This window comes from Conexibacter stalactiti, from assembly GCF_033542075.1.
Lineage (GTDB): Bacteria > Actinomycetota > Thermoleophilia > Solirubrobacterales > Solirubrobacteraceae > Conexibacter > Conexibacter stalactiti.
This window is the reverse complement of sequence record NZ_JAWSTH010000050.1, coordinates 1-16,518: the sequence shown is the minus strand read 5'-3', so window position 1 is coordinate 16,518 and position 16,518 is coordinate 1. Positions and strand designations below refer to the sequence as shown.

The following is a 16,518-nucleotide window of genomic DNA, read 5'->3' as shown; positions in this document are numbered from 1 at the left end:
CCTCTGCGTTCCCCCCAGCGCGCACCGCCCGCGGCCGGGGGCGGGCGGGAGGCCCCTCGCCCGCTACCCCTTCTTCGTGTGCTCGATCGGCAGCCAGACGTGGAACTCGGTGTGGCCCGGCCGCGAGTCGACGCTGAGGCTGCCGCCGTGGCGGTCGACGACGATGCGCCGCGCGACGTCCAGGCCGAGGCCGGTGCCGCTGCCGACCTCCTTCGTCGTGAAGAAGGGGTCGAAGATCCGTCTGACGATCTCCTCCGGGATGCCGGGGCCGTCGTCGGCGATGTCGACGACGACGCAGTCACCCTCTCTGCGCGTTCTGATCGTGATCGTGCCCGACTCGCCGATCGCGCTGATCGCGTTGTCGATCAGGTTGGTCCAGACCTGGTTCAGCTCCGAGCCGTACATCGTGACTCTCGGCAGCGTCTTGTCGAACTGCTTGTCGAGGCTGATCGAGCGGTGCTTCCACTTGTGCTTGAGCACCATCAGCGTCGTGATGATGCCTTCGTGGACGTCGGCCTGGACGACCTCGCCGCGGTCCATGAAGGCGTACGACTTGACCGCTCTGACCAACTCGCTCATGCGATCGGTCGCCTCGGCCAGCTCGTCGGCGAGCGTGTGCGCCTGCAGCGACGCGGCGACCCAGCTGACGACCTCGTTGACGACTCTGCCGGCGACCTGCGCGGTGCGATTCAGCCACTCGGCGTCGGCGCCGGCGGCGGCGAGCGGGCCGACCAGTCTCCAGGGCTCCTCCACGCCGATCGCCTCGAGCTGGTCGAGCAGCTCGTCCTCGAGGTCGGCGGCCTCCAGCGCGCTCAGCTCCTCGTTCGTTCTCGCACGCTCCAGCAGCTCGTCCTTGAGCCCGACGACGAGCGCCGCGTCCTCGCGCTCGACACCGGCCTCGACGAGCTTGCCGACGAACGCCTCGAACGTGATCAGCGTCTCGGCGAGGTCGGAGGCGGCGCGCTTGGCGGCCGCGGCGGGGTTGTTCAGCTCGTGCGCGAGCCCGGCCGCCATCGTGCCGAGCGAGGCGAGCCGCTCGCGGTTGGCCTCCCGCTGGGCGCCCTTGCTGACGACCGGCCGCACCGTTCTCATCAGCAGGTCGAAGACCGGGCGCGTGCTCAGCACGAGGTCGATGAACGGCTCGCGCGCGATCGTCGCGATCCGCGCGTCGCTCTCGACGACCATCCGCACGCGATGCCAGCCGAGCGTCAGCGTCGGGATCGCGCCGACCCACGTCGGCGCGACCTGCAGCCCGTCCGCCTCGACGCGGTCGCCGTCGACCGAGAAGACGCGCAGTCTGCCCTGCAGGATCAGGTGAAGCCCGTGACCTTCCTCCCCCGCCTCGACGACGACATCGCCGACCTTCTGCTCGCGCAGCGTCGTCGCCGCCGCCCAGCGCTCGAGCGTCGCGTCGTCGAGCCCGTCGAACAGGTCGACCGTGCGCAGGTCGGCGACGGTCGCGGTCTGATGCGCTTCGGTCGTCATCGGCCGCTCACCCCTCCGCGAGGTACTCGTGGGCGAGCGAGACCGACATCGAGCCCTCGCCGACGGCGCTCGCGACGCGCTTTATCGAGCGCGCGCGCACGTCGCCGGCGACGAAGACGCCGGGGACGCTCGTCTCCAGCAGATAGGGGTCGCGCGCCAGCGGCCAGCCGTTGCCCTTGACGTCCAGGCCGGCGACGATGAAGCCGCGCTCGTCGCGCGTGACCGTCCCCTCCAGCCAGTCGGTCCGCGGCGCGGCGCCGATGAAGACGAAGCAGGCGTCGACCCGCTCGGTGCTCTCGCTGCCGTCCGGGCCTCTCATCGTCAGGCGCGCGAGATGGTCGTCCTCGCCCTCGGCTCGGATCGCCTGCGTGCCGGTCCGCACGTCGACGTTCGGCAGCGCCGCGAGCTGCTCGATCAAGTAGTGCGACATCGAGCTGGTCAGTGATTCGCCGCGCACGAGCATCGTCACCTGGCTCGCGTAGCTGGCGAAGTAGACGGCCGCCTGGCCGGCCGAGTTGGCGCCGCCGATGATGACGACGTGCTGGTCGGCGCAGGAGCGCGCCTCGGTCAGCGCGGCGCCGTAGTAGATGCCGGCGCCGGTCAGCTCCGCGAAGCCGGGCGCTCTCAGCTGGTTGTAGGAGACGCCGGAGGCGATCAGCACGCAGTTCGCGCTCAGCTCGGCGCCGCCGGTCAGCTCGACGATCCGGCCCGAGCCCTCGACGCGCAGTCTCGCCGCGTCGCGCATCGTCAGCAGCTCGGCGCCGAGGCGGCGCGCCTGGTCGGCGGCGCGGCGCGCGAGGTCGGAGCCGGAGAGGCCGGCGGGAAAGCCGAGGTAGTTCTCGATCCGGCTCGACTGGCCGGCCTGGCCGCCGGGCGCCTCGCGCTCGACCAGCGCCGTCTTGAGCCCTTCGGAGGCGCCGTAGACGGCCGCCGCGAGGCCGGCCGGGCCGCCGCCGACGATCACGAGGTCGTAGTGGTCGGAGGCCGGCACGCCGACGACGCCGAGCCGCTCGGCCAGCTCCAGCACCGACGGCCGCTCCAGCACGCTGCCGTCCTCCAGCAGCGCGACGGGCAGGCGGTCGGCGGGGACGGCGGCGATTCTGAGCAGCTCGCGCGCCTCGCCGTCGCGCTCGACGTCGAGCCAGCGCGCGGGGACGCGGTTGCGCGCGAGGAAGTCGCGCAGGTCGTGCGACTCCTTCGAGAAGCGGTGGCCGATCACGCGCACGCCGCCGGCCTCCAGCGCCGCGCCGGACTCCCACGTCGTCAGCAGGTCCTCGAGCACCGGGAAGAACTGCTCCTCCGGCGGGTCCCACGGCTTCATCAGGTAGTAGTCGAGCGCGACCTCGTTGATCGCCGCGATCGCCGCCTCGGTGTCGGCGTAGGCGGTCAGCAGCACGCGCTTGGCGTCGGGCACGAGCTGGCGGGCGCGCGCGAGGTACTCGGTCCCCTCCATGCCGGGCATCCGCTGGTCGGCGACCAGCAGCGCGACCTGCTCGCCGCGCGCGCGGATCTGGCCCAGCACCTCGAGCGCCTCAGCGCCGCTGGAGGTCCGCATGATGCGGAAGCGCTCGCCGAAGCCGCGGCGCAGGTCGCGCGCGACGGCCGCGAGAACCGCGGGCTCGTCGTCGACGGCGAGGATGACCGGGCGGCGCTCACGCTCGCCGGTCGGTGGAGTGTCAGCGAGCGTCGTCATGGCCTGGGCCAAGCTAGCACGCGCGTCGAGCGACGCTCCGGCGCGGAGGACCGTCACCCAGCACCCCGTGGAGGGATGCGATGTGACGGTCCTCGGAGCGCGGGCTCAGCGGGGCAGCGTCAGCGGGAGCGAGTAGGCGGCCGCGGCGGAGCCGGCTCCGCGCGTGCGAGCCGACGTGCGCAGGCCGAGCGCGGAGAGGCGCGTGAGGCGTCTGACCGCCGCTCTCGGCAGGTCGAGCGCGATCGTCACGTCGCTGCCGCCGGCCTTCGTCCGACTCACGACACGCTCGCCGAGCGCGGCGTAGCTGCCGCGCGGCAGCCCGTTGGCGCGCGTGCCCGAGACGCGCCCGCCGGGCGCTCTCAGCGCCCGCGCGCTGCGATCGGAGACGTACATCGCGGTGCGCGCCGAGCAGGGGCTGGAGCAGGCGAGCGTGATCGGCAGCCCGCGCTCCGGCAGCCCGCGCAGCGGTCCGCTGCGCACGAGCGTCACCGCGCGGCTGATCGCCGTCGGCTTGGAGCCCTTCGGCGTCAGCGTGAAGCCGGCGCGGACCGCGAGCGACGAGGTCGCCGCGAGCGCGCCGCTCGACGCCGCTCTCACTCTCAGCGCCAGCGCTCCGCTGCCGGCGCGCGGACGCACCAGCTTGGCGCCGCCGACGACGACGTAGCCGGCGCCCCGCGGGCGCGCCGGGTCGCGGCGCGAGACCGAGCGGAAGGCGAGGCCGGCCGCCTGCGCCGCGGCACGCGGCATGTAGAGCCGCGCGTCGACACGGCAGCTGTCGGCACACGCGGTGCTCACCGGCAGGCCCAGCGAGACGGCGTCGCCGAGGCTCGCGGTGCGCGGCAGCAGCGCCGTCTGCAGCGAGACGACGCGCCACGTCGCGACGGACGGTCTGCGCTGCACGTTGCCGGCGACGTCGGTCGCTCTGACGCGCAGCGTGTGCGTGCCCAGTCTCAGTCTCGACAGCTTCAGCGGCGCCGTGCAGGGCGTCCACGGAGCGCGGTCGACCGAGCAGGCGAAGGTCGCGCCCGGCTCTGAGGCGACGAACGTGACGGTCGCGCTGTGCGCGCCGGTCAGCGCCGGCGGGACGCCGAGGAATCTCGTCGTCGGCGGCACCGTGTCGACGGTGAAGGCGGTGTCGACGCTGATGCCGGAGGAGCTGGGGTTGCCGACCTGCGTCGCGCGCGCGGTGTAGGCGCCGTCGGGCAGCGAGGCCGCTCTGACCGCCCAGCGCCCGCCGGTGACCGTCCCGGTCCCGGTCTGCAGCGGAGCGCTGCTCTGCGTCGCCGAGATGCCGCTGAAGATCTGCAGCTGAACCGTCGCGGCGGCACGGCCGCCGGTCGCGGCCTGGCCGTTGAAGTCGGGCGTGCGTCTGTTGACCGCCTGCGCCTGCGCCGGCGTGTCGATCGTGACGACCGGCGGGACCAGCTGCGCCGGCACGATCACGGGGCCGCGGGCGGCGAAGACGCCGTAGGCGGCGCGCGGGCGGTTGGGCGTGTCGTAGTCGAGCGGGCTGCCGTCGACCGGCGTCGGCGACAGCAGGCCGCGATCCTGTATCGCGCATCTGCCCGCAGTGTTGCAGCCGTTGGAGTAGTTGTAGTAGTAGATCGCGTCGATCCGCGGATCGAGCGTCCCGAGCCCGAGCAGGAACTGCGTCGCGAGCTGCTGCGAGTCGTCGCCGAGGACCGCGCCGCTGGCGTCGCGGAAGCGCGCGCCGACCTCGTTGATCCAGATCCGCCCGCCGGCCCACGGGCCCTGCAGCTTGGAGATGAAGTAGCGCGCGACGCGGGCGCTGTCCGGTCCGTCGGACTGGAACGAGTTGACGTCGCCGTGGTCGTGGAAGGCCCAGACGCGCGGGATCGCGCCGGCTGCCAGCAGCGTCGCCTGGTAGGCGTCGACGTAGGCGTCGTCGCCCGCGATCCCGGCGAAGTCGCCCGCCACGATCGTGCAGCTGGGGCAGATCGCCTGCGCGCGCAGCCACAGGTTGGCGGCGAGCACCGGGTCGGCGGCGAGCGGGTAGGTGCGCCCGTCCGGGTTGTTCGGCTCGTTCCACGGCGAGATCTCGACGACCTCGGGATATCTCTCGCGGAAGGCGCGGAAGCCGACGTCGAACTCCTCGACGGTCGGCGCGAGCGCCTCGCCGCTGGGCGAGCGCACGTCGGCGCTGGCGGCGAAGGAGACGTGCAGCAGCGCGCCGCGGGCGTTCGCCGCCGTGCGCAGCGTCTCGAAGTCCTCGCGCCGTCTTCTGCCGGCGTCGCCGGTCGCGTTGACCACGTCGAACGGCAGCACCACGCGGATGCGGTTGACGTTCAGGCCGGCCCAGAACGGCTCGTCGAGCGTCTGCGCCTTCGAGTCGGAGACGCCCAGCTCGACCGCGCGGGCCGGGGTGGCGGCTGTCAGGAACGCGGCGAGCAGGCTGAATGCCAGCGTCGCGGCGATCAGCGCGCGCCGCCGTGCGCGCGTCGTCGTCGCTTCGTAGAAATACCCCACGCCAAGGACAACACCAGCTTTGCGCGGACGTTGCGCCGCGGCACAGCTCGTTCACAGTTGAAGCTGGTCTTGCGTACCATCGCCGCATGCCCGAGCGCCTCTGGTTCACCGAGTCCGACGCCGCCAACGCGCTGATCGCGGCCGACCCGCTGGCGCTGCTGATCGGCTTCGCGCTCGACCAGCAGGTGACCGTGCAGAAGGCGTTCGCGGGGCCGCTGGCCTTGCAGGAGCGGCTCGGATCGCTCGACGCCGGCGCGATCGCCGCCGCCGACCTGGAGCCGCTCTTCCGCGAGAAGCCGGCGATCCACCGCTACCCGGGCGCGATGGCCCAGCGGATCCACGAGCTGGCCGTGCACGTGCGCGACCGCTACGACGGGGACGCCGCGCGCGTCTGGCGCGACGCCGCCGACCCGGCCGAGCTGCGCGCCAACCTCGCCGCGCTGCCCGGCTTCGGCGAGATGAAGGTCAAGTCGCTCGGCGCGGTGCTGGCCAAGCACTACGGCGTCGCCGCCGCCCAGCCGCTGGTGCCGTGGCACCCGACGCTCGGCGACGTCGACTCCGCGCAGGCGCTGACCGACTACCAGGCGGCGAAGAAGCTGCACAAGGCGGAGTGGTCGAAGGCGCGGGCGTGAGGGCGGGGCGCAGCGCGCCCGCCGGCCTCACACGCCGCGCGTGAGCGCGGCCGCGCCGCCGATCCCGAGCCGGTCGGGCTGCTCGGCGTGCGCCCGCTCGACCGGATCCGGGTAGGCGCGCGCGACGGCGGCGTCGAGCCGCGCGAGCTGCGCCTCCAGCGCCGGCCGGCGCGGCTCCGGCGCGCCGTCCAGCAGCCCCAGCAGGAGTGCCCGCATGCGCCGCGCGATCTGCGGCTGCGCGACGCCGTAGACGCGGATCTCGGTCAGCGACAGGTCGAGCAGATCGGCCCAGCCGGGGTTGGGGTAGACGAGCCGGACGGTGCCGGCGTCGTCGGCGATCTGGCCCCGTTCGAGGTCGCGCGCAGTCAGCTCGCGCAGCAGCTCCTCGATCCCGTCGAGCGCCTGCACGCCGGTCGTGGGGTCGTTGACGGCCGGCGACAGCGCGCGCAGCCCGATGTCGGCGATCGCGCGGATCGCGAACGCGGGGTCCTGGCTGATCGTGCGCTCCTCGGCGAGCATCGCGGTGCGGCGCAGCGCGGCGGCGTCGATCCGCTCGCCCGCGCCATGGACGCGGAACAGCGGCGCCCCGCGCGGCACGAAGCCGCCGATCGGGACCGTCACCTCGACGAGCGCGCCGGCCGCCCGCGCGAGCGCGACGATGCCCGCGCGGTCGAGCGTGGCGAGCACGCCGGCGCGGCCCTCGTGGCGGACGACGGCGCCGACCGGCGCCGGCGGCAGCGACGGCCGCGGCGGCGCCGCGTCGAACGGGAACGGGTACGCCTCCAGCACGGCCTCCCCGGCGCGCTCGACGACCTGCGCGATCACGCGCCGCGGCCGCAGCAGGTCGAGCAGGCGGCTGACGAGCCCGAAGAAGGCGAGCATCGCCGCGATCAGCAGCAGCAGGTTGAGCCCGACGGTCACGCTCGGCACGACGGTCGAGCCGTCGCGGCCGATGTTGCGCAGTGAGACGAGCGCGTAGATCGTCGGCGCGACGAAGACGCCGAGCGCGTGCTTGACGATCGGGTCGCGGCGGAAGCGGTTGACGAGCCGCGGCGTGTACTGACTGGCGCCGAACTGCACGACGACGACCGCGATCGAGACGACGAGGCCGGTGAAGGCGATCATCCCGCCCGCGATCGAGGAGAGGATCGTGCGCGCGGTGTCGGGGTCGAGCTGCAGGTGCAGCAGGTCGCGCCGCTCCTCGATCGCCGGCACCGCCTCGGCCAGCAGCAGCGCGGCGATGATGTAGAGCGTCGGCACGAGCACGAGGCTGCGCGAGCGCCACTCGCGCAGCTGGAAGCGCAGCCGCCAGCTCGGCGATCGCTCGCCGGCCGACAGCTGCTGGCGCGGCGGCGACGCGGGGCTGTCGCCGGCGGCGCTCATCGTGCGCGTCAGACTACGAGCTGATCCGGCGGCGCTGCCTGCGCGGCGACGCGCGCGGCCGCCTCGCCGCCGCGCGTGAAGCGGATCCCGTCGTCCTCGAGCGCCCCGCGCTTGAGCATCACGACGTCGAGCGCGTAGTTCTGGTGCAGCCGCCATGGCGCTCTCATCCCCTGGCGCGGCAGGTCGTCGATCGAGCGCAGCACGTAGCCGGAGGCGAGGTCGATGAACGGCTCGGTCGGCAGCGACGGGTCGGGCGCCAGCGGCGTCACGACGTTGTTGCCGGTCGCCTCCATGTGGTTGACGAGGCGGCAGACGTACTCGGCCGCGAGGTCGCCCTTGAGCGTCCAGGAGGCGTTCGTGTAGCCGATCGTGACGGCGAGGTTGGGGACGCCGCTGAACATCATGCCCTTGTAGCCGACGGTCTTCGAGAGGTCGATCTCGCGGCCGTCGACCGCTATCGACATGCCGCCGAGCAGCAGCAGGTTGAGGCCGGTCGCGGTGACGATCACGTCGGCCTCCAGCTCGCCGCCGGAGGCCAGTCTGATGCCGCTCTCGGTGAACGTCTCGATGCGGTCGGTGACGACCGACGCGCGGCCGGAGCGGATCGCCTTGAAGAGATCGCCGTCGGGCACGAGGCAGAGGCGCTGGTCCCACGGGTCGTAGGTCGGCGCGAAGTGGGTGTCGACGGCGTAGCCCTCCGGCAGCTGGCGCTGCACGCCCTTGCGGATCAGCTTCTTGACGAAGCCGGGAGCGCGGCGGCTGAGCTGGAACAGCGTCGAGCTGAGCGCGACGTTCTTCCAGCGCACGATCGGGTACGCGGCCTTCGCCGGCAGCAGGCGGCGCAGGAAGTCGGCTATCGGGTCCTTCGCCGGCAGCGACATCACATAGCTCGGCGAGCGCTGCAGCATCGTCACGTGCGCGGCTCTGTCGGCCATCGACGGGATCAGCGTGACCGCGGTCGCGCCCGAGCCGATCACGACGACGCGCTTGCCGGCGTAGTCGAGGTCCTCAGGCCAGTGCTGCGGGTGGACGACCTCGCCCGTGAACCGCTCGCTGCCGGGGAAGCGCGGCGAGTAGCCCTCGTCGTAGCGGTAGTAGCCGGTGCAGCCGAAGAGGAAGTCGCAGGTGAGCGTGACCTGCTCGTCACTGTCGGTGCGCGCGGCGGTGACCGTCCAGCGCGCCTCCTGCGAGGACCACTCGGCGCGCACGACGCGGTGGTTGTAGCGGATCCGCTCCTCGACGTCGTGCTCGGCCGCGGTCTCGCGGATGTATCTGAGGATCGAGGGGCCGTCGGCGATCGCCTTCGCCTCGGTCCACGGCTTGAAGGCGTAGCCGAGCGTGAACATGTCCGAGTCCGAGCGGATGCCCGGGTAGCGGAAGAGATCCCAGGTCCCGCCGCTGGCAGCGCGCGACTCGAGGATCGCGAAGCTCTTGCCGGGCGAGTCGGCCCGCAGGTGGCAGGCGGCGCCGATGCCGGAGAGGCCAGCACCGACGATCAGCACGTCGACGTGTTCAGGCTCCATTGGGACATCTTCCCCATCGAGCTCGTTCGAGGCGCCGGTACCCGAGAGTACCGGGCGCGTAGACGCTCATGTACTACCACCTTCCACTTGCCCCGGCGCGGGCGTTCGTGCATTGTCTCTCCATGATCGACGCCATTCCAGAGCGACGCGCGAACGCCTGCGCGCTATGAGGATCGCCGCCTTCACGTCGCACCGCTTCGGCAGCTCGTACTACCGCGTCTACGACCCGCTGCAGGAGCTGCTGCGACGCGGCCACTCGGTGCAGCTGACAACCGAGACGGTCGACGTCACCGACGACGTGCTGGCGGCCGACGTCGTCTTCCTGCACCGCTACCAGGACGCGCCGACGCAGAAGATATTGCGGCAGCTGCGCACCGCCGGCGTCCCGATCGTGTGGGACCACGACGACAACGTCGCCAACGCGCCCGAGCGCAGACGCGGCGGGCTGCGCAGCCAGGAGGTCGCCGCCGGCCTGCGCGCGATGGTCGGGCTCGCCGACGTGATCACGACGACCAACGAGCTGCTCGCCGCCCAGTACCGCGAGGCCGGCGCGCGCCAGGTCTGCGTCGTGCCCAACTTCCTCCCGCGCGGCTTCGACGAGGTGCGACCGTCGACGCGGCCCGGCGAGCTGCGGATCGGCTGGATAGCGTGGGCCGACCACAAGCGCGACTGGCAGGCGCTGAGACTGCGCGAGGTCTTCCGCGAGCTGCTCGAGGAGCGCCCCGAGGTCGTCGTCGAGAACGTCGGCCCGTTCGACCTCGGGCTCGGCCACGAGCGCTACGAGCACACGAGAGAGGTCGAGTTCCCGCTGCTCGCCGGCAGAATCGCCCGCTTCGACGTCGGCATCGCGCCGCTCGCCGACTCGCCCTTCAACCGCGGCCGCTCCGACATCAAGCTGAAGGAGTACGCGGCCTTCGGGATCCCGTGGCTCGCCTCGCCGATAGGTCCCTACGTCGGCCTCGGCGAGCGCGAGGGCGGTCTGCTCGTGGCCGACGACGAGTGGCCGGCGGCACTGCGGCGGATCGTCACCGACGCGAAGCTGCGCAAGAAGCTCTCCAAGCGCGGCGAGAAATGGGCCCGCGGCCACCGCCTGGCGGGCAACGCCGACGTCTGGGAGGCGGCCTTCCGCAGCGCGATCGCGGCGCCGCGGTAGAGGCGCGCGGGCGGCGCGGCGACGCATCCGGAGAGCAACGCGGCAGACGCGCGCGGGACTCCCCGCGCATGAGCCGGCCCGCACGCGCGTAGGCTGGCTCCATGACCGCGCTGCACGTCACCAACGGCGACGTCGTCGCCCCCGCCGTCGCGGCGGCGGCCGGCGTCCCACTCGGCGACGTCGTGCCGTGGCGCGACGTGCTGCACGACGGCCCCGTGCCGGCCGGGCTCGGCCCCGAGGCGCTCGCGCTCGTGCGCGCCGCCCACCTCGCCGCGCGCGGATGGGAGGAGGAGCACGCGGCGCTGGCGCAGCTGCACGAGCGCGACGCCCGCGTCGCCGTCCACCCGGCCGGCGCCGAGGTCGTGCTGTGGTTCGAGCCCGATCTCTACGACGCGCTCCAGCTCGCCCAGGTCAGCGACCGGCTCGCCGGCCGCCCCGGGCCGGTCACGCTCGTCGTGCTGCCGCACACGCCGCGCGCCGACCTGCGCGAGCTGTTCCTCGCGCGCAGCCCCTTCACGCCCGACGGCGCCGACTTCGCCGCGCTGCGCTCGCCCGACCCGCGCGCGTGGGAGCGGGTGCCGGCCTTCGCGCGGCTGTGCGAGGAGCTGCCAGACGCGCGCAGCGGCCTCAGCCGGCTGGAGGCGGCCGTGCTCGCCGCGCTCGCCGACGGCCCGCTGACGCCGCACGACCTGTTCGAGCGGGTCGCCGCGCGGGAGGAGGTGCCGTGGATCGCCGACCTGCCGCTGTGGGCGCTCGCCGACGAGCTCGCGCCGCTGGTGGTGTGGAGCGACGGCGGCGACCGGCCGCGCTACGCGCTGACGGAGGCCGGCGAGCAGGTCCGCGCCGGCGAGCTGCCGCGGCCGCCGGCCGAGCGCTGGCTCGGCGGCGTCCAGCTCGGCGGCGGCCGCCCGCGCTGGGCGTGGGACGCGGCCGCGCGGCGGGTCGTCTCGCTCGACTGATCGCCGGCCGCCCGCGCGGCGCCCGCCGCTACTGTCAGCGGTCCGTGACCTCGCCGCCGCCAGATCCGCCCACCGGCCGCGCCGACGCCCAGCGCAACCGCGAGCGGGTGCTCGAAGCCGTCTTCGCCCTCTCCGGCGATCTGCGCGACCTCTCGCTCGACGACATCGCGCGCCAGGCCGGCGTCGGCCGCTCCACGCTCTTCCGGCACTTCCCGACGCGCGAGGAGCTGCTGCTCGCCGCGACGCTGCGGGCGATCGAGGAGGGGCGCGAGATAGCGCGCGCCGTCGTCGCCGACGGCGGAACAGCGGCCGAGGTGTTCGTGCGCCTGAGCCGCGACATCGCGCGCCTCGCCGCCCGCTTCCGCGTCCTGCACGCCGACCGCCAGCTCGCCGCGCGGCTGGTAGAGCCGGCGAGCGCGGACGATCCGCTGCTGACCTGGATCGTCGCGGCGCAGGCGCGCGGCGAGCTGCGCCGGGAGCTGACGCCGCGCTGGATCATGGAGATGCTGATCGCGCTCGCGATGGCCTCGGCCGACCAGCTGCGCGATCCCGGGCAGGACGAGGCGGTGGTCGCGGCGATGCTGGCGCAGACGCTGATCGGCGCCTTCGTCGCGCCGACGGGGGCGGCTGGCGCCCCCGCCGGCGACGACTCCTAGGGGTTCGCCTCCGCGGTCGGCAGCGCGACCGCGACTCTCGTCGCCAGCGTGCTGCTGGCGAAGTTGCTCGGCCGCATGTACGGCGAGTCGGTCGAGAGCAGCTCGACGCGCGGGCGGCTGCCCACGCCGAAGCGGTACTGGTTGCCGTCGAGTTGGAAGCTGACCCGCCCGATCTGGCCGGCGCCGACGCGGTAGACGCCGCGCGTGACGAGGATCTTCGAGCCGTCCGGGCGGACGTCCCACAGCCGCGCCGCGAGCAGGCCGTCAGGCCCGGTGTGGGCGAGGTCGACGGTCACTCTCGGCATCCCGAGCAGCGTGAACGCTCTGAGGCGGATCGAGCCGGTGCTCTCGATGCTGTTGGGCGAGATGCCCGGCAGCTTGACGGTGCACGGGTCGGAGTTCTGCAACGCCTGCGTGAACAGTCTCCCGAAGCTCGCGCCGCCGGTGATCTCGCCGAGGTCGAGGTCGCCGGTGATGACGCCGGTCAGCACGTCGCCGACGGTCGAGCCGAGCGCCGGGATCAGCGGGTCGTCGTCGAGCTGGCCGAGGTAGTTGAGCCCGCTTGAGGTCGTCGTCTGCGGCCACGTCGTGCTGAACGACAGCGTGCCGGGATGGGCGGCGGCCCACGACGCGGCCGTCACCGGCGTCGCGGCGGAGCCGGCCGGGCAGGTCATCGGGTAGAGCTTCACCGACGACGGCGCCGGCGCGGAGCCGATCGCGCGCAGCTTCGCGTCGAAGAAGGCGGCGCCCTGGTCGACGAGCGCTCTCACGAGCGGCGTGCGGTTGGACGCCGGCATGTGGCCGGTGTCGGCGAGCACGAGCGAGACGTCGGCGCTCGCGCTGGCGGCGCGCGCCTGGTTGTAGAGCGCGAGCCCCTGATGGGCGGTGAAGAGCGCGTCGGTCCAGCCGTTCTCGATCAGCATCGGCGCCGGGACGCCGGGGACGCTGATCGTGCCCTTGAAGGCGAACGCTCTGATCACGCCGTCTATCACCGTGCCGGTGTACGGCTCGCCCTGGATCAGGCGGTTGTACCAGCCGGTCAGATCGGCTTCCGCGTCGGCGCCCTCGGGCGCGACCGTCCCGACGAGCGAGCTGATCAGGTAGAGCAGCGTCGTGTACGACAGCTTCGCGACGCCGGGCGGCGTGGTCACCTGCGCGTAGGTGGTCGGCGCCGCGTCGTCGGCGCGGCCGTTGGGAACGAGCGCGGTCGCCAGCTCCGACCAGCCCCAGCGCGGGTAGGAGGCGGCGATTCTCAGCGACGTGCCGGCCGGACTTCTCCACGTCTGGAAGCTGCCGTTCGGCAGCCGGACCCGATCTCTCAGGAAGGCGAGCTGCGCGGCGGTGCCGCCGCCGTAGGAGACGCCGGTGGCGCCGAGCGCGGCCGGCGCGGCGATTCTCTGGTCGACCAGCAGGCCGAGCAGGTGCTGGACGTCGCGCGCCTCGTAGCGCGTGTCGTCGAGTCGTGTCCAGCCTCTCTCGCAGCCGGCGCCGCCTCTGGCGGCCGCACCGCAGGAGCGGCCGAAGCCGCGCGCGGTCGGCGTCACGACGGCGTAGCCCCGCTGCGCGTAGAAGACGTCGTTGTAGTGGTACGTCAGCGCGCTGTTGCCGTCGGCTCTCGTGTCCTGGAACATCGCCTTGTCGCCGCCGAGCCCGTGCATCAGCACGATCGTCGGGAACGGACCCTCGCCGCTCGCCGGCAGCGTCACGTCGACGTCGAGCGGCAGGCCGTCCCACGACGGCACGCGCTGTTCGAGCGTCGCGGTCGGACAGAAGCGCACGCCGTTCTGCGCCGTGCAGGCGTGGCCGAACGGCGTGGCGGCCTGCGCGGCCGTCGGCGCCCCCGCGGCCAGCGCGAGACATCCCCCTGCGACGAGTGTCGCCAGCTTTCGCATCTTCTCTCCCCGTTTGCGAAGTGGAACTCGACCGTACCAGATACGGCTGTCCGCTGGGCTTGTTTTCGGTGCCTCGGGAAGGCGCGCCGCGGTTCAGCGCGCGGTGAAGCCGGCGATCAGCTGCGCCGCTTCGAGCGGCACGTCGAGCTGCGGGCAGTGGCCGACGCCGTCCAGCTCGACCCAGTCGGCGCGCGGCAGCCAGTCGTCGCGAAAGCGGGCGGCGGTCGAGGGCCACGCGAGCACGCGGTCGTCGGTCCCCCACACGATCCGCACCGGGCAGTCGATCCGCTCGGCGTCGAGCTTCCAGCCCTCGCGCTCGGCGAACTCGATCAGCGGCACGACCCCGGGGCAGCTGGCGGCGCCGCGCATCAGGTGGGCGATCAGCTCGGCTGGGATGTGCTCGAAGTTGGTCGCGATGAACTCGGTCGCGCGGCGGCGCCCCTCCGGCGAGGCGACGATCATGTCGGCGTGCGGCACGGCCGCCGCCAGCAGCTCCTGCATCGTCGTGAAGTAGGCGAGCGTCTCGTTGAACGACTCATCGCCGACCGCCCAGCCGCCGGCCGGCGCCAGCGCCACGACCGACTCGGCGCGGCCGCGCGCGGCGAGCTGCAGCGAGATGTAGCCGCCGAGCGAGTTGCCGGCGACGTGCGCGGTCGCGAAGCCGGCCTCGTCCATCGCCCGCTCGACCGCGTCGACGAGCGCCGCGTCGCTGACCTCGTCGAGGGGAGGCCCGCCGGCGTGGCCGGCGAGCGTCACCGCGAGCACGTCGTGGTGGCGCTCCAGCTGCGGCAGCACCAGCTCCCACGTCCGCCAGGTGTCGGTGAAGCCGTGCAGCAGCACGAGCGGCGAGCCTGAGCCGCCGCGATGGAAGGGGGTGAAGGTCGAGCTCACGCGAGGGAGGCTAGCTATGCGGAAGCGGTGAGGCGGCGGTGACGTTCGAGGGATGGCCGCCGCGCCAACAGGGGCGATCCTGGCCCGATGCGCTCACTTCCGTTCCTTCCCGCCGCGCTGCTCGCGTCCTGCGCGCTCGGCGTCGCGGCGGGCCCGGCCGCCGCCGAGATCGTCACCTACGTCGACGGCCGCAACGTCTGGGCCGAGAACGTCGACGGCACGTTCAGAAGACAGCTCACGACCGACGCCGACGACCGCTTCTCCTACGGCTACCCGAGCCTCAACGACGCTGGCGACCTCGCCGCGCTGCGGCTCGACAGACAGACCGGCAACCCCGCGATCGTCTTCGTCGCCGCCGCCAACGGCGCGCGCACGGTCAACATGATGCCGGCGTGGGGAATCGGCGTGACGGTCCCGTTCGCCGCCCGCATCCAGCCCGAGGGCAGGCTGCTCGCGTACACCTTCGGTCGCTTCGTCGGCGCCGGCGGGACGCCGAAGGGCAACGTCGTGCCGGCCGACGCGCCGGGCTCGCCGACCGGTCCCGGTCCCGGCTTCCAGGGGATGCTCGACGCGACCTGGCATGCCGGCAAGCTCGTCTGGAGCAACACCAACGGCATCTACTACGGCCACGGCGGCGAGACGACCGCCTGGATCAACGGCCCCTTCTCCTACGCCGAGGTCTCGCGCGACGCGACGCGCCTGCTGACGACGTTCAACGACGGCCAGCGCAGACTGCTCTACCAGACGCTCTCCGGCCCGATGCCGTCGAACACCGACGGACCCGGCTGCTATGTCCCGACGAGCGGCGAGCTGGGCGACGCCGCGCTGTCGCCGAGCGGCACGACGATCGCGTTCGTCGACGACGCCGGCCTCCACCTCGCGCGCCCGACGATCGGCGCCGACGGCAGCGACTGCGCGCTGCAGGACCGGATCGTCTCCGCGACCGCGAACGATCCCTCCTTCTCCAACGCGACCTATTCGGCACCGGCGCCGCCGCCGCCCGCTCCGCCCGCGCCCCCTGCCCCGCCCGCGCCGCCGGTCCCGCCGACGCCGCCCGCCAGAAGAGGCGGCGACAACGGCGGCGGCGGCAACGGCGGCAGAAGCGGCCCGCAGGCGACCGTCGCGACGAGATCGCTGAAGAGCGTCCGCGCGCAGGGCCTGACGGTGAAGCTGTCGGGGCTGCCGAAGGGGACGGTGACGGTGACGGCCAAGCTCGGCCGCACGACGCTCGCCTCGGCGCGCGTCAGAGTCGGCGCCGCCGGCAAGGCGACGGTGAAGCTGAAGCTCACCAGAGCGGGCAGACGGGCGCTGAAGGGCAAGCGCTCGGCGACCGTCACGATCGTCGCGGGCAAGGCGCGCGCGCAGGTGAGACTGAAGTAGCGGCGCGCTGGGGGCTTCCGCGCGGGGGCTTCCGCGACGGGCCGCTCAGCGCGGCAGCGCGAGACCGGCGGCGCTCTGCTCGCCGGTCTCGTCGGCGAGCATCGCCGCCAGCTGGGTGCGCGAGCGCAGCCCGAGCTTGCGGTAGATCGCGCTGAGGTGGTGCTCGATCGTCTTGGCGCTGAGGAACAGCGCCGCGCCGACCTCGCGGTTGGTGCGGCCGCCGGCGACCAGCAGCGCGACCTGCAGCTCGTGCGGGGTCAGCTCCTCGACCGGCGTCGCCGCGGCCGGCTCGGCGGCGCGGCCGCCGGTCGCGCGCAGCTCGCTGCGCGCCCGCCGCGCCCACGGCTCGGCACCGAGCCGCTCCAGCACGTGCAGCGCCCGCCG

At 73.5% G+C, this 16,518-nt stretch carries 13 protein-coding genes; 5 read left to right on the top strand and 8 right to left on the bottom strand.

The window, feature by feature from the left end; all coding sequences use genetic code 11:
- Positions 1 to 63 precede the first annotated feature (63 nt).
- From R7226_RS17905 to R7226_RS17895, 3 genes are all read right to left on the bottom strand, one after another.
- Positions 64 to 1,485 carry an ATP-binding protein gene (locus R7226_RS17905; protein WP_318598607.1) on the bottom strand — a complete coding sequence of 474 codons (1,422 nt, stop codon included), beginning with the start codon at positions 1,483 to 1,485 and terminating at the stop codon, positions 64 to 66.
- 7 nt (positions 1,486 to 1,492) lie between these two features.
- Positions 1,493 to 3,178, bottom strand: a complete 1,686-nt coding sequence (locus R7226_RS17900) for an FAD-dependent oxidoreductase (protein WP_318598606.1) — start codon at positions 3,176 to 3,178, stop codon at positions 1,493 to 1,495.
- Between the two features lie 105 nt (positions 3,179 to 3,283).
- On the bottom strand, positions 3,284 to 5,665 hold the full coding sequence (locus R7226_RS17895; protein ID WP_318598605.1) for a hypothetical protein: 2,382 nt from the start codon (positions 5,663 to 5,665) through the stop codon (positions 3,284 to 3,286).
- 86 nt (positions 5,666 to 5,751) lie between these two features.
- Between R7226_RS17895 and R7226_RS17890 the strand changes: the two genes are divergently transcribed.
- Positions 5,752 to 6,297, top strand: a complete 546-nt coding sequence (locus R7226_RS17890; RefSeq protein WP_318598603.1) for an HhH-GPD-type base excision DNA repair protein — start codon at positions 5,752 to 5,754, stop codon at positions 6,295 to 6,297.
- Positions 6,298 to 6,324: 27 nt separating this feature from the next.
- On the opposite strand, the gene R7226_RS17885 is transcribed toward R7226_RS17890, so the two are convergent.
- Both R7226_RS17885 and R7226_RS17880 read right to left on the bottom strand, forming a co-directional pair.
- Positions 6,325 to 7,680, bottom strand: coding sequence for a DUF2254 domain-containing protein (locus R7226_RS17885; RefSeq protein ID WP_318598602.1), 1,356 nt, complete (start codon positions 7,678 to 7,680; stop codon positions 6,325 to 6,327).
- Positions 7,681 to 7,688: 8 nt separating this feature from the next.
- On the bottom strand, positions 7,689 to 9,203 hold the full coding sequence (locus R7226_RS17880; protein WP_318598601.1) for a flavin-containing monooxygenase: 1,515 nt from the start codon (positions 9,201 to 9,203) through the stop codon (positions 7,689 to 7,691).
- Between the two features lie 166 nt (positions 9,204 to 9,369).
- Here R7226_RS17880 and R7226_RS17875 point away from each other — a divergent pair, with 166 nt between their 5' ends.
- The 3 genes from R7226_RS17875 (at position 9,370) to R7226_RS17865 (ending at position 11,971) form a co-directional block, all read left to right on the top strand.
- Positions 9,370 to 10,356, top strand: a complete 987-nt coding sequence (locus R7226_RS17875; RefSeq protein WP_318598600.1) for a glycosyltransferase family protein — start codon at positions 9,370 to 9,372, stop codon at positions 10,354 to 10,356.
- A 101-nt stretch (positions 10,357 to 10,457) separates the two neighbouring features.
- On the top strand, positions 10,458 to 11,315 hold the full coding sequence (locus R7226_RS17870) for a hypothetical protein (protein WP_318598599.1): 858 nt from the start codon (positions 10,458 to 10,460) through the stop codon (positions 11,313 to 11,315).
- Between the two features lie 44 nt (positions 11,316 to 11,359).
- Entirely contained in the window at positions 11,360 to 11,971 is a 612-nt protein-coding gene (locus R7226_RS17865) for a TetR/AcrR family transcriptional regulator (RefSeq protein WP_318598598.1), read from the top strand.
- Here R7226_RS17865 and R7226_RS17860 read toward each other — a convergent pair.
- Positions 11,968 to 13,863 carry a CocE/NonD family hydrolase gene (locus R7226_RS17860; protein WP_318598597.1) on the bottom strand — a complete coding sequence of 632 codons (1,896 nt, stop codon included), beginning with the start codon at positions 13,861 to 13,863 and terminating at the stop codon, positions 11,968 to 11,970. The two genes, R7226_RS17865 and R7226_RS17860, sit on opposite strands and share 4 nt — an antisense overlap.
- A gap of 93 nt (positions 13,864 to 13,956) precedes the next feature.
- Positions 13,957 to 14,754, bottom strand: a complete 798-nt coding sequence (locus R7226_RS17855) for an alpha/beta fold hydrolase (protein WP_318598596.1) — start codon at positions 14,752 to 14,754, stop codon at positions 13,957 to 13,959.
- A gap of 87 nt (positions 14,755 to 14,841) precedes the next feature.
- Between R7226_RS17855 and R7226_RS17850 the strand changes: the two genes are divergently transcribed.
- A complete protein-coding gene (locus R7226_RS17850) occupies positions 14,842 to 16,134 on the top strand; it encodes a hypothetical protein (protein WP_318598595.1) in 1,293 nt (430 codons plus the stop codon).
- A 45-nt stretch (positions 16,135 to 16,179) separates the two neighbouring features.
- On the opposite strand, the gene R7226_RS17845 is transcribed toward R7226_RS17850, so the two are convergent.
- On the bottom strand, positions 16,180 to 16,518 hold a 339-nt coding region (locus R7226_RS17845; protein ID WP_318598594.1), incomplete at its 5' end, for a helix-turn-helix domain-containing protein.

Coding starts and splice junctions, on each gene's coding strand:
- R7226_RS17900 (WP_318598606.1), bottom strand. CDS start 3,178: ATGACGACGCTCGCTGACACTCCACCGACCGGCGAGCGTGAGCGCCGC.
- R7226_RS17860 (WP_318598597.1), bottom strand. CDS start 13,863: ATGCGAAAGCTGGCGACACTCGTCGCAGGGGGATGTCTCGCGCTGGCC.
- R7226_RS17850 (WP_318598595.1), top strand. CDS start 14,842: ATGCGCTCACTTCCGTTCCTTCCCGCCGCGCTGCTCGCGTCCTGCGCG.
- R7226_RS17870 (WP_318598599.1), top strand. CDS start 10,458: ATGACCGCGCTGCACGTCACCAACGGCGACGTCGTCGCCCCCGCCGTC.
- R7226_RS17875 (WP_318598600.1), top strand. CDS start 9,370: ATGAGGATCGCCGCCTTCACGTCGCACCGCTTCGGCAGCTCGTACTAC.
- R7226_RS17905 (WP_318598607.1), bottom strand. CDS start 1,485: ATGACGACCGAAGCGCATCAGACCGCGACCGTCGCCGACCTGCGCACG.
- R7226_RS17885 (WP_318598602.1), bottom strand. CDS start 7,680: ATGAGCGCCGCCGGCGACAGCCCCGCGTCGCCGCCGCGCCAGCAGCTG.
- R7226_RS17880 (WP_318598601.1), bottom strand. CDS start 9,203: ATGGAGCCTGAACACGTCGACGTGCTGATCGTCGGTGCTGGCCTCTCC.
- R7226_RS17890 (WP_318598603.1), top strand. CDS start 5,752: ATGCCCGAGCGCCTCTGGTTCACCGAGTCCGACGCCGCCAACGCGCTG.